12 protein-coding genes are annotated in these 12586 nt (G+C 65.0%); 6 read left to right on the plus strand and 6 right to left on the minus strand.

Annotated elements, in window-relative coordinates; all coding sequences use genetic code 11:
- The first annotated feature begins 35 nt into the window (after positions 1–35).
- From AC066S_RS05805 to AC066S_RS05830, 6 genes are all read left to right on the plus strand, one after another.
- Positions 36–962 (plus strand): helix-turn-helix domain-containing protein, encoded by a 927-nt coding sequence (locus AC066S_RS05805; protein ID WP_478269145.1) that lies wholly within the window; start codon positions 36–38, stop codon positions 960–962.
- A gap of 82 nt (positions 963–1044) precedes the next feature.
- On the plus strand, positions 1045–1509 hold the full coding sequence (locus tag AC066S_RS05810; protein WP_126256165.1) for a (2Fe-2S)-binding protein: 465 nt from the start codon (positions 1045–1047) through the stop codon (positions 1507–1509).
- 1 nt (position 1510) lies between these two features.
- Complete coding sequence (locus tag AC066S_RS05815) at positions 1511–3766, plus strand: xanthine dehydrogenase family protein molybdopterin-binding subunit (protein WP_478269146.1); 2256 nt, start codon at positions 1511–1513, stop codon at positions 3764–3766.
- A 9-nt stretch (positions 3767–3775) separates the two neighbouring features.
- Positions 3776–4408, plus strand: coding sequence for a hypothetical protein (locus AC066S_RS05820; RefSeq protein WP_478269147.1), 633 nt, complete (start codon positions 3776–3778; stop codon positions 4406–4408).
- 126 nt (positions 4409–4534) lie between these two features.
- Entirely contained in the window at positions 4535–5224 is a 690-nt protein-coding gene (locus AC066S_RS05825) for a type 1 glutamine amidotransferase domain-containing protein (RefSeq protein ID WP_126256162.1), read from the plus strand.
- 79 nt (positions 5225–5303) lie between these two features.
- Positions 5304–5609: a putative quinol monooxygenase gene (locus AC066S_RS05830; RefSeq protein ID WP_126256161.1), complete on the plus strand. Its 306-nt coding sequence runs from the start codon at positions 5304–5306 to the stop codon at positions 5607–5609.
- 1038 nt (positions 5610–6647) lie between these two features.
- On the opposite strand, the gene AC066S_RS05835 is transcribed toward AC066S_RS05830, so the two are convergent.
- The 6 genes from AC066S_RS05835 to ku all read right to left on the minus strand — a co-directional run bounded on the left by AC066S_RS05835 (position 6648) and on the right by ku (position 12516).
- Positions 6648–8243, minus strand: a complete 1596-nt coding sequence (locus AC066S_RS05835; protein ID WP_478269148.1) for an MBL fold metallo-hydrolase — start codon at positions 8241–8243, stop codon at positions 6648–6650.
- Positions 8240–9160: a ribose-phosphate pyrophosphokinase gene (locus AC066S_RS05840; protein WP_478269149.1), complete on the minus strand. Its 921-nt coding sequence runs from the start codon at positions 9158–9160 to the stop codon at positions 8240–8242. The genes AC066S_RS05835 and AC066S_RS05840 overlap by 4 nt, the downstream gene beginning before the upstream one ends.
- Positions 9157–10698: a thymidine phosphorylase family protein gene (locus tag AC066S_RS05845; protein ID WP_478269150.1), complete on the minus strand. Its 1542-nt coding sequence runs from the start codon at positions 10696–10698 to the stop codon at positions 9157–9159. Before AC066S_RS05845 ends, AC066S_RS05840 begins: the two co-directional genes overlap by 4 nt.
- A 97-nt stretch (positions 10699–10795) precedes the next feature.
- Complete coding sequence (locus AC066S_RS05850) at positions 10796–10960, minus strand: Flp family type IVb pilin (RefSeq protein ID WP_478269151.1); 165 nt, start codon at positions 10958–10960, stop codon at positions 10796–10798.
- Positions 10961–11246: 286 nt separating this feature from the next.
- The gene (locus tag AC066S_RS05855; protein ID WP_126256156.1) at positions 11247–11483 is read right to left on the minus strand and encodes a hypothetical protein; all 237 of its coding nucleotides are present in this window, start codon (positions 11481–11483) and stop codon (positions 11247–11249) included.
- 55 nt (positions 11484–11538) lie between these two features.
- Positions 11539–12516 (minus strand): non-homologous end joining protein Ku, encoded by a 978-nt coding sequence (gene ku, locus AC066S_RS05860; RefSeq protein WP_478269152.1) that lies wholly within the window; start codon positions 12514–12516, stop codon positions 11539–11541.
- Positions 12517–12586 lie beyond the last annotated feature (70 nt).

The following is a 12586-nucleotide window of genomic DNA, read 5'->3' on the forward strand; positions in this document are numbered from 1 at the left end:
GAGCCGGGATTCGCCGCAACGAAGCGGAGGTCATGATGGCGCTCGTGACGCATGGAGATCAGAAATATCAGAACAGCGAGAAGCTCGCGGAGGCCAGCGACTGGCCGGGACTGAGCATCGAGCATCGCAAGTTCGAGGCGGGGCGCCAGGCAACGCCTGTCCCCATCTGCACCGAGCTCGTCATGCTGCTGTCAGGCGGCGGGATGGTGTGCCGCGCCGGCAATGGCGAAGTCCAGAAGAGCCTCGCCCGGCCGGGCATGAGCTACCTCGTGCCGGTGGGGACGCAGGAGAGTCATCTCGAGCTTTCGGACCGGATGGAATGTCTTCATCTCTATCTGCCGCCGGAGCTGCTGGATCAGAGCGCGCTTGCGGACTTCGATATCGATCCGGCGAAAGTCGAGATCGCCTACGCGCACGGTCTGGCGGACCAGATCCTCTTCCACATCTGCTCGCCGCTTCGCGACCTGCTCCATCGCCCGCGCCAGCCGACCGACGCGCTGTTCGTGGAGGGAATCCAGGTTGCGCTCGCGGCTCATCTTCTCGGGAATTATACGATCGACCGCTGGCGCGCACCTGACAAGTCGCCGTCGCTCGATCCCAGGCGTCTCCAGCGCGTGCTGGACTACATCGGGGCTTCTCTTGCCGGCGATATCAGGCTCGAGGATCTGGCGGCCCAGGCTTGCCTCAGCCCGTATCATTTCTCCCGGTTGTTTCGCGAGGCGACCGGATTGTCGCCGCACCGTTACGTGACCGATCGCCGCGTCCAGGCTGCGCGGCACGAACTCGCGCGCGACCGCTTGTCCCTGGTCGAAATCGCCCTGGAATTCGGCTTCGGCTCCCAGGCCAATTTCACGCGCGTGTTCCGCAAGGCCGCCAGTCTTACGCCCGGGCAGTATCGCGAATTGTGCTGCGGCCAAGCCGAGGTGAAAGCCGATCCGGCAATCCGCAGGGATTGCGCATGATTCCGCAGGAATCGGGAATACGGCTCGGTGTGCATCAGGCAGTGCTGTTGTGCCGACGAGGTCCGCTAGGGGATATACCGACATGATCGAGCTCACGGTGAACGGGATCAAGCGCCAGGTCGACGTCGTCCCCGAGATGCCCTTGCTTTGGGTGCTGCGCGACGAGCTCGATATCACCAGTGCCAAATACGGCTGCGGGGTCGCGCAATGCGGCGCCTGCACCGTTCATATCGACGGCAAGGCGGTGCGGTCATGCCAGTCGCATATCGGCGAGGTCGCGGGCAAATCGGTCGTCACGCTCGAAGGCCTCGACAACAAGGACCAGCACCCGGTGATCCAGGCCTGGATCGAGCATCAGGTGCCGCAATGCGGCTACTGCCAGGCCGGACAGATCATGCAGGCCATCTCGCTTCTTGCACGGATCTCCAAGCCGACCGACGAGCAGATCAACCAGGTGATGTCCGGCAATCTCTGCCGCTGCGGAACCTATCCGCGCATCCGCGCGGCGATCCATGCGGCGGCGTCCAGGAAGATGGCGGAGAAGTGAGATGGGCCACATGCAGAGCCTTTCCCGTCGCGCCTTCGTTTTCGGCTCCGCCGCCGTCGCCGGCGGCATCGCCTTCGGCGCCTATGGTCGCGCTGAAGCGGCCGCACCGAGCGCCGATGGCAATCCACTCGCCGTCGGTCTCGGGCCGAACTCGGTGACCTTCAATCCCTGGGTCGAGATCAGTCCGGACAAGATCACGCTGATCGCCCAGCATGCGGACATCGGGCAGGGCGTCGGCTCGGTGCAGCCGATCATGATCGCCGAAGAGATGGACCTCGATCCCGGCCAGTTCGAAGTTCGCTTCGCCGTCCCCAGCCCCGCTTATTTCAACACCGGCTTTGCCGACGAGTTCGCGCCGTTCGTGGCCGCGGACCAAAGCCCGGCCGCGGAGGAAGCGCGCGCCAAGTCGCTCGAATGGCTGAGACAATCCGGCCTGCAGATGACCGGCGGGTCGAGCACGCTGCCGGACACCTACGACAAGCTGCGTGTTGCCGGCGCGGTCGCGCGTGAGACGCTGAAGGCCGCCGCTGCCAAACGGTCGGGCGTCGCCGTGGCCGACCTGCGCACACAATCGGGCCATGTGATCCTGCCCAACGGGACCAAGATCGCTTACGTCGATCTCTCTGCGGACGCCGCAAAAATTCCGCCCGTGCTCGATGCCAGGCCGCGCGATCCCTCGACATGGCGGATGCTGGGCAAGCCGATGATGCGGCTCGACATCCGCGACAAGGTGATGGGAGAGCTGAAATTCGGCATCGACCTGAAGATGGAGGGCATGCTGCACGCCTCCGTCAAGCTGAATCCCAACAAGGGGCAGCCACTGAAGTCCTACGATGCGACCAAGGCCCGGGCGATGCCGGGGGTCAAGAAGATCCTCGAAATCAAGAACGGCGTCGCGGTGATCGCCACCAACAGCTGGTACGCGATGAAGGCGGTCGACGCCATCGTTTGCGAGTGGGCGCCCTCCGTGTATCCCGCGGAGCAGGCCGACCATTGGAAGGTTCTGGAATCGTCGTTCAAGCCTGAGTTCCTGGGTAAGGAATGGCGGAAGATCGGCGATATCGAGACCGGGCTGAAGACCGGGACACGCGTCGAGGCCGAATATCGCGCGCCCTATGTGGCGCATCAGCCGCTCGAACCGCTGAACGGGATCGGCCTCGTCACCGACAAGGGAATGGAGCTCTGGGTCGGCCATCAGAGCCCCCGCTTCGTGCAATATGTCGCGGCGACGGCGATCGGCCTCAAGCCGGAACAGATCACCTTCCACAATCAATGGACTGGTGGAAGTTTCGGCCATCGCCTCGAATACGAGAACGTCCGCGTTCTCGCCGAGATCGCCAATCAGATGAAGGGCACGCCGGTCAAGCTGGTGTTCTCGCGCGAGGAGGATTTCCTCCAGGACATTCCGCGGCAGATTGCCATCGCCCGGCATCGTGGCAGCGTGGACAAGGGCAGGATCGTCTCGGCCGACCTGCAATTGGCTTCGACGGCGCCGCTCAAGGGATTGCTCGAGCGTTCGGGCAGGCCATCAAAGGATCCCGACGGGCAATTGGCCGCGGGCCTGTGGAACGTCTATTACGACATCCCCAATTTCCGGGGCACCAGCTACGAGGCGCAAGGGTTGTCGCCAAGCACCACGTGGCGGTCGGTCGGCGCCTCCACCTCGGGCTTCTTCACCGAAAGCTTTATCGATGAGCTGATCCACGCGGCCGGTCTGGATCCCATGAAGGCGCGGATTGCGATGTGCACCGTTCCGCACTACCGCAAATTGCTGGAGACGCTCGCGCAAATGTCGGATTGGAAGGGGCCGCTCGGCAACGGCCGCGGGCGCGGCGTCGCGTTCGTCGAGTCCTTCGGGACGCCGGCGGCCGAGGTCGTCGAAGTCACGATGACCGACAGAGGCATCAGGATCGACAAGGTCTGGGTAGCCGTCGATGTCGGCAAGGTGGTCGATCCCGTCAATTTCGAGAACCAGGTGCAGGGCGGTGTCATCTGGGGTCTCGGCCACGCCATCAACTGCGAGCTCACCTATGCCAGGGGCGCGGTGCAGCAGACCAACTACAACCACCACGAAGCGATGCGGATCTATCAGTGCCCCGTGATCGAAGTGCGCGGGCTCGAGAACGATCCGAAGGTGAGGGGCATCGGCGAGCCGCCGGTGCCGCCGGCAGCGCCCGCACTTGCGAACGCGATCTTTGCCGCGACCGGCAAGCGTATCCGCGAGATGCCGTTCAACAAGTTCATCGACTTTGTGTGAGGGCCGGCCATGAAGGGATTTCTGATCGCGGCGCTCCTCGCCGCTTCGTCGATTGCAGCCCTCACGGGACTGGTCGCGGCCAAGGACGAATCCAAGAAAGACGTCCTGCCGCCGGGCAGCGTCAATCGCGCCGAGGGGCTGGAGGCCTGGAAGCGGATCGAAGCGGTGGTGACCCATCCACGTTGCGCCAACTGCCATGTCGATGCCAAGGCCATCCCGATCTGGACCCCGGCCGGCGAAACCAAGCCGCGCGTGCATGGCATGAACATCCACGGCGGCGAGAGCCGCATCGGCGCCGAGGCGATCCCGTGCGCGACCTGTCACATGACCTCGACCCAGGCGAACGAACCTGCCCCCGCGCCGCCGCGCGCCGGCATCGACTGGCAGCTTGCGCCGGTGGCGTTCATCTGGTTCGGCAAGAGCGGCGCCGAGATCTGCGCGCAGATGAAGGATCCCAAGCGCAATGGCGGCCGCGACGCCGCCGGCCTCGTCGATCATTTGCGGCACGATGCCTCCTTGAACGGCTTCATCCCGCGGGGTTGGGCGCCCGGGGCAGGCCGTTCGACGCCGCCGGGCAGCTTCGAGGATCACGTCAAGGACATGGCCCTGTGGGGCGCGGCCGGACAGCCCTGTCCGAACTGACCGTTCTCTGAGTCGCGCCAAGGCGATCCCAGTCGTAGAGCCAGGATCCCGACAACGAAAATATTGATCGGCCAGTCCCGGTGCTCTGGCCGCCTGAACGCACAGCGTTATCGAAAGGAGAAAACCGTGACCCAACATGTCCTCTTCATTGTCACCAACGCAGCCGTGATCGGTCCGCATAGTCGCAAGACCGGCTTCTTTTTCGCCGAGGTCGCCCATCCTTTCGAGGTGCTCGACAGGGCTGGGGTCGCGGTGGAGTTCGCGTCCCCGGCCGGGGGATGGACGCCTTACGACGCGTACGACGAGAAAGATCCCGCTCAGAAGGATTTTCTCGCGAGCAAGGCCTTTCGCCGCTTGAATCACAGTCGCAAATTGTCCGAGGTGGACGCCGCCGACTACGACGCCATCCTGGTGCCCGGCGGTCTTGGGCCCATGGTGGACATCCAGCGCAATGCAGCAGTCCAGAGTGCCATTGTGCGTGCCTGGAGCACTGGCAAGCTCGTCGCCGCTGTTTGTCACGGGCCGTGCGCGCTGCTTGGCGTTGACCTTGGCGATGGCGTCCCTTTCGTGCGCGGCAAGAAGCTCACGTCGTTCTCGAAGAAGGAAGAGTACGACTACGCGCGCGATGATGTGCCTTACGAGCTCGAGGATGCGTTGAGGGCAGAGGGTGCCGAGTACTCATCCACGGCCAACTGGCAACCTCACGTCGTGGTCGATGGCCGGCTCATCACGGGGCAGAACCCCGCGTCGGCCGGAGCGCTGGGAAAAGAGCTGCTGGCCGCCCTCAAGGATAAGAGCACTGTCGCGAAAATCTGAAGATTCGCAGCGTACGGAATTCGAGAGGGATGGGCGCGGCATCCGAGGCCGCGCTTGCCCTCGCATGGGGAGCTATCGAATGACGCAATTGCCATCCAAGATTACCGCGATCCTGGTTGCTCGCCCGGGCAAGTCCGCTGAACTGAGCGCATTGCTTGTCGGCATGGCTCCGCATTCCAGGGCCGAGCCTGGCAACCTGCGTTGGGATGTCTGGCGCGACATATCGAACGAAGATCGCTACGTTCTCGACGAACTGTACCGCGACGTTGCGGCCGTCGAAGCTCACCGGGCCTCGCCGCATTACCAGGCCTATCTCGCCAAAATTCCCGAGTTGGCTGATCGGACGGCAGTGATCCTGGAAGCGGTCGAGGTTGGGGACAGGTGAACGGGATGGGCGAAGCTTCGTCGTCGCCGCATCTGCGGAACCTGCTCTCCAGATTTCAGCTCTGCTCGATCCGGGGTACAATCGGTTGTGTTGCCCGACGGGCAAAACACGCAAGCGCTGGGTCGAGAGCACTTCGCTAAAATATTCGTATTTACAGAAATTCGCTTTTGCCGTACAAGCCGACGCATCCCGCCCGCCAAAGGGGCGTTTCGCGATCGTCACGAAGCGCGGGCCGGGATGCGGTGGCCGCGACGGCGTCGGCGCGCGATGGGGCTGCAGGGCGGGAATCCCGTGAGCAGCGACCGGCGCGATACGACACGGCGCTGACAGCGTCCTTCGTTCGGTCCCGGCGGCGAGCGCACGCCAGTCCCGGGAATGCGGATGAGAGATGTGCGCGGACGGAGAAGTCGTGTGGTCCTGACGCCCGGGGTTCTGGCGTCAAGTCTTGGCGGAGATGTGGCGGCCAACCGGCACGTGCATCGATCATCCGCAAGGCGACGGGGGCAATAGTGCAACGCTCCCCGGGGAGAGCACGAAGGACACCGTGAAAACCATCGCGCAGGGAAGGCCGGGCGACCGGCATCACCTGTCGTCCACCCCGTGCGCGCTTCTTTCGCACACGCGGGACTTCGGGTGCCAGCCGGCGCCCGGCCTTCCCTGCGCCCTTGCTTGAGATGAGGGCGGAAGAAGCCAGCAAAGCTCGGGCGAACAGCCGCGAGGATGCGCAGCCATGTTTATCGCCAAACAACGTTCTCGTGCCCCGGGCGCAGCGCAACGTCTCTTCGAGGTTGCGCTGCAGAGCCGGGGCCCATGCAGCAGCGCGTGCCGCGGCCTTCTGGGTCCGGCTCTGCGCAGCAGCGTAAGCACGCTGCAGCGCGTCCGGGACACGAGAGGCGCGGGCTGTGGCCAAACACTCCGTCATTGCGAGCGAAGCGAAGCAATCCAGCATCTCTCCGCGGTGAGATCCTGGATTGCTTCGTCGCAAGAGCTCCTCGCAATGACGAGTTTGCGGCGAGGCTTTCGCGTTTCGGCGCCCCGCTACGCCGTCTCCTCCAGCGCGCGGCGCAGCCTGCGGATGATGACGCCGCGGGCGCGGTCGTCGGCAGCGGCCCCCATCCTGTCGTTGATGTCGAGCATGAGCTCGGACATCTCGTTGTGCCAGTCGAGACGGGTCACGGCCTCCGGCGCGAGCCGCCGGCGGTGATCGACGTCGAGTACGCGCGGCTCGGGCGCGGCGAGCTCGTAGATGTCGTCCAGCATCGGCTGGTAGACCTTGGCGGCCGGAATGATGCGCTCGGCGACACGCTCGGCAAGTCCCGCAATCGCGCCTTCCTCGCCATGGACCAGGAACAGCCCGCGGGCGATGGGCCGGCGCGCCGCGATCCAGCTGGCGATGCCGGCGCCGTCGGCGTGGCCCGAATATTCGTCGATCATGCGGATGCGGGCGGCGACCTTGATCTCCTCACCCTGGATCCGCACGGCCTTGGCTCCGTTCTGGAGGAAGCGGCCGAGCGTGCCGTTGGCCTGGAAGCCGGCGAGCAGCACGGTGGCGCGTTCGTTCCAGAGCCAGCGCTTCAGATGATGGCGGATGCGGCCGGCGTCGCACATGCCGCTTGCGGCGATGATGATGTGGAATCCGGACAGGCGCATGATCGCCTTGCTCTCGTCCGCCGTCTCGGTGAACTTGAGATGCGGCGAGTTGAGCAGGCGCGTGGCATCGACGGACGGGTCGAGGCTCTCGGCATGCCGGCGAAACACCTCGGTGGCGCGGATCGCGAGCGGCGAATCGAGGAAGATCGGTGCGGTCGGAATCTCGCCGTGCTCCATCAGGTCGACCAGATCGACGATCAGCTCCTGGGTGCGCTCGACCGCGAAGGCGGGCAGCAGCAGCGCGCCGCCGGCGGCCGCCGCATCGCGCACTTCGGCCGCGAGGTGCTCGCGGCGAAGCGCAGGGGTCGTGGCCTCGCGCACCCGGTCGCCATAGGTCGATTCCGAGATGACGTAGTCGAAATCGGTTGGCGCTTCGGGATCGGGCTGCAGCAGCTTGGCCTCCGGCCCGACGTCGCCGGAGAGCAGCACGCGCAGCGGACGAGACGCGCCTTGCTCGGCGATCTCCAGCTCGATCGAGGCGGAGCCGAGCAAATGGCCGGCGTTCCAATAGCGCGCGCGGACGCCCGGGATCACGTCGGTCCAGCGCTCGTAGTCGACCGCGCGAAACGACTGCAGCGATGCGATCGCATCGGCCTGGGTGTAGATCGGGTGCACCTCCTTGCGCCCGCGCGAGGCGTTGCGCCGGTTGAGCTGCATGACTTCCGATTCCTGGATGCTGCCGGCGTCGGGCAGCATGTAGGAGCAGAGGTCGATCGTGCCGCGCGTTGCTAGAATCGGTCCCTCGAAGCCCGCGCGCACGAGCTTCGGCAACAGACCGCTGTGGTCGATATGGGCATGCGTGAGCAGCACGGCATCGATATCGGCGGGACGAAACGGAAAAGCGCCGTAGTTGAGCTCCTTCAGCGTCTTCTGGCCCTGGAACAGGCCGCAATCGACCAGGAAGCGGCCGCTTGCGGTCTGGAACAGATAGCTCGCCCCGGTCACAGTGCGGGCGGCGCCGCAGAATCGAACGGTGATGCTCATGGAATCGTCTCCGGAAGCTGTGTCGTCGGTAGCTCGGACCGCAAGGCGGCCGCGAGACTTGCGTCGAGCGCAATCGCATTGGTCGGATGCGGCACGCTGTCGGTCGAGCGGATCGACCGGATGCCGGCCTCAGTGAATGCAGGGATCATGGCCGGTGGGAACAGCGCGTGCGTCACGACCGCATCGACGGCGCTGGCGCCAATCGTTGTCAGCGCCTTGGCCGCGGCAATCAGCGTCGTGCCGGAAGAGACGATGTCGTCCACCAGCAGCGCGGGCCGTCCCGACAGCAGGCCGGGATCGGTAAAGCCGATGGACACGGAACGATCGCCGTGCCGCGTCTTCTTCGCCACCGTATGCTGCAATCGCAGCCGGCGCGCGATGTCGTTCACCCAGGGCTCGGATTCCATGTCGGGTCCGATCACGACCGTTGTAGGGTCGATGCCGCCCGTCGCCAGCGCGCTCGCGATGACAGGCATCGCGGACAGGTTCTCCGCTTCGATGCCCGGAAATACCGACCTGATGTCGGGAATGCGATGCAGGTGCGCATCCACGGTGACGATGCGGTCGACGGTCCTTGCGAGCAGATCGCCCATGGCGCGCTGGCTGATGGCTTCGCCGGCATGAAAGGCAGCGTCCTGCCGCATGTAGCAGAGATAGGGCGCGACCAGCACCAGCCGCTTCGCGCCGCCACGTCGCAACGCCTCCGCGGCGAACAGCAGGGCGATCAGCTTGTCATTGGGTTGATCGAGCGGGGCATAGAGGAGAGTGGTGTCGGCGGCCGGCGCGACGGCGATGCGCAGCTCGCCGTCCGGAAAACGATGCACGGCGATCTCGGCACAGGACAGCCCGAGCCGGCCCGCAAGGCGCTTCGCCGCATCGCGGCCGCCGGGCAGTGTCTGGAGCGCGATCGTGCTCACGAGGTTGACTTGCCCTGCGGGGCCTCGTCACCGTTGACGACGTAGCCGGTCTCCTCGGCGGCGGCATCGGCAACCAGATCATGCTCGGGGCGGTCGAACGTGTAGACGCGATAGAGCGGCTCGCCCTGCTCGACGCGATCGCCGATCTTCTTGAACAGGCGGATACCGGCGCCCTTGTCGAGCGGCGCGCCGGCGGTGCGGGCGAGGCGGTTCAGACGCAGGCAGTCGATCGCGGACACGGTGCCGTCATGCGTCGCCTTGACGTCGAAGCTGAGCGATCCCAGCTCGTTGCTGCAGGTCGACGGGCCCTGGGCGTCGATGATTTTCTGCATCTGCTTCAGCGCCGCGCCGCTGTCGAGCAATTCGCGCGCCCTCGCATAGCCGGCGCCGCCGCGCAAGCTCGGATCGTATTCCAGCAGATGCGCGGCGAGCCGCAGCGATTTCTCGCGCAGGTCGCGCGGCGCATCGGGATCGTTGCCGAGCACCGCCATGACGTCATTGGCCTCGAGCACCGGCCCGATGCCGTTGCCGATCGGCTGGCTTCCGTCGGTCACGATCACCTCGACCGAGCGGCCGAAGCGGTCGCCGACGAATTCGAACAGCTTGCGCAGCCGCATCGCCTCGACGCCGTTGGTCACCTTGGCGGTCGGCCCGACCGGAATGTCGATCAACAGATGGGTCGAGCCTGCTGCGATCTTCTTGGACATGATGGAAGCGACCATCTGCTCTCGGGTATCGAGGCTGAGCGGACGCTCGACCGAGATCAGGACGTCGTCGGCCGGCGACAGGTTCACGTGCCCGCCCCAGATCAGGCAGCCGTTGCAGGCCGAGACGATGGCCTTCATCTCCTCGACGCCGACATTCACCCGCGCCAGAACCTCCATGGTGTCGGCGGTGCCGGCAGGCGAGGTGATGGCGCGCGAGGAGGTCTTGGGGATCGGCAGGCCGTGGGCGGCGACGATCGGCACCACGACCATCGAGGTGCGGTTGCCGGGGATGCCGCCGATGCAATGCTTGTCGACGACGACGGGGGTCGGCCACACCAATTGCGTGCCGGCCTGGGCCATCGCCCCGGTGAGGGCGAGCAGCTCGTCGCTGGTGATGAAGCTCGCCGAGCCGATCAGGAAGGCGGCGATCTCCATGTCCGAGTAGCGATAATGGGCGAGGTCGTTGATGATCGCGCCGATCTCGGCCGGGCTCAAGGTTCGTCCGCGGATCTTCGCACGCACCGCCTCCAGGCTCTCCGGAGGCGCGGCGGGCCTGACCGTGACCTGCGTGCCCGCGCCTTGCGCGAAGCGCCGGAATGCCGGCTCGGAGAGTCCGATCTCGTCAGGCGCCACCAGCGTATCGTCGTCCGTGATCAGCAAGGTCGCCAGCATGACCTTGTTGCCGTGACGCAGCTCGACGCGGCTGAAGCCGCGGAAGATCTCGGCGCGCAGCGCCTTGGACTGCCTGGAGAGGACGACGACGTTCTCGCGGCCGGTATCGAGCCGGACGCGGCGGATCTTCAGTTGGGAGTGCGGAAGGTCTGGATGCATGGACAGGCCGGCAGGGAGGAAGCTCGGCCTTCATGCTTAGACGTGGCGGCGCTGATGCTGTTGACGCAGATCATGGCCGGGGCGGCGGCACCGGGCGTTACTTGATCGCCGTGCTGACCGCGTTGAACTTGCTGTTGAGCAGGGCGCCGCCCGTGTTGTTCACGGCGGTCACGATCGCCAGCGCGATCCCCGCGGCGATGAGGCCGTACTCGATGGCGGTCGCACCATTCTCATCGGCAAGGAAAGACCTAAGCAAATGCATTGCCCAACTCCTGTTCATCCGATCCAACGTATGGTCGCGTCGTCATCGAATTCGTCAATAGATCGAATAAGCTCGGTGCGCCAAAAAAATTAAGCCCGCGCGATCGCGCCTCCGCTGATACGACGGCAGTCATTAAATTAAGGTTCCGCCGGTGCGTCCAAATGGATTCAAATCGGCAGACCCTCGTGGGGAGGCAAGCGCCGGGAGGCGGCTCGCCATGGCGGTCGCATCGGGAGCAGGGTGCCGCTTAACGGATTGTTGAGGCTCTTTGCCGAGGCCAGCGCGTTCATCGGCGCCGGCCAGGCGCATTCAGGGCCCGCAGCATGGCGATACGGGCGAACATCACCCAGCCGCCGCCCGTCTCGGCCGCGTTGATCAAGGTCTCGACGGCGGTCTGCCAGTGCGCCTCGTGCTGGGCGTCCTCGGGCAGCTGCATGATGTAGTCCGCGGCGTCCTGGAGCGTGTGCAGCGTGCGCTTGCTGCTCACGCGAACGGGATCGTCGAACGCCGTCGACCAGGGCATGTCAGGCCGCCTGATCCGCGAGGAGTGACATCACGGCGTGATTGATGCGGCGCTGTCAGCCCGCCTTCTTCGCCCGCGCCGGCGCGCGGACCGGCTTGTCGGCTGCCTTTCTCGGGGCATCCTTCGCCTTTGCCGCAGCGTCCTTGCCGCCCTTGCCGGATATCGGCAGCAGCATCTCGCGCTGGCCCTCGACGCGCTTCTTCGGCTTCTTGGCCTTGGACTCCTTGGCGACCTTCGCCGCGGGCGCGACATCCTTCTCGTTCGCGATGCTCTTCTTCAGCGCGTCCATCAGGTTGATGACGTTGCCGCCGGTCTTCGGCGCGGCCTTGGCCGCGATCGGCATGCCGCTGCGCTTCTTGTTGATGAGATCGATCAGGGCGGTCTCGTAATGGTCCTCGAACAGCTCCGGATCGAACGCGCCGGACTTCTTCTCGACGATGTGCCTTGCGAGGTCGAGCATGTCCTTGGTGAGCTTCACGTCCTGGATATCGTCGAAATATTCCGTCTCGCTGCGGACCTCGTAGGGGTAGCGCAGCAGCGTGCCCATCAGCCCGCTCTCGAGCGGCTCGAGCGCGATGATGTGCTCGCGGTTGGTCAGCACCACCCGGCCGATGGCGACCTTGTCCATGCTGCGGATGGTCTCGCGGATCACGGCATAGGCGTCGTGGCCGACCTTGCCGTCCGGCACGAGGTAATAGGGGCGGATCAGATAGCGGTTGTCGATGTCGGTCTTCGGCACGAACTCGTCGATATCGATCGTGTGCGTGGAATCGAGCGCGATCTCGTCGAGCTCGTCCTTGGTGACCTCGATGTAGGTATCGGTGTCGATCTTGTAGCCCTTGACGATGTCCTCGGAGGTCACCTCGTCACCGGTCTCGGCGTCGACCTTGAGGTACTTGATCCGGTGGCCGGTCTTGCGGTTGATCTGGTTGAAGGAGACCTTCTCGGTATCCGAAGTCGCCGGATAGAGCGCAACCGGGCAGGTCACGAGCGACAGACGCAAAAAACCCTTCCAATTGGCGCGGGGGGCCATGGGCTACTCCAAACGCAACAGGGACAGAAGACAAGGATACCATCGTGGAACAACGAATCAAAGCAAGGTC

This window comes from Bradyrhizobium sp. CFUWI (assembly GCF_056429085.1).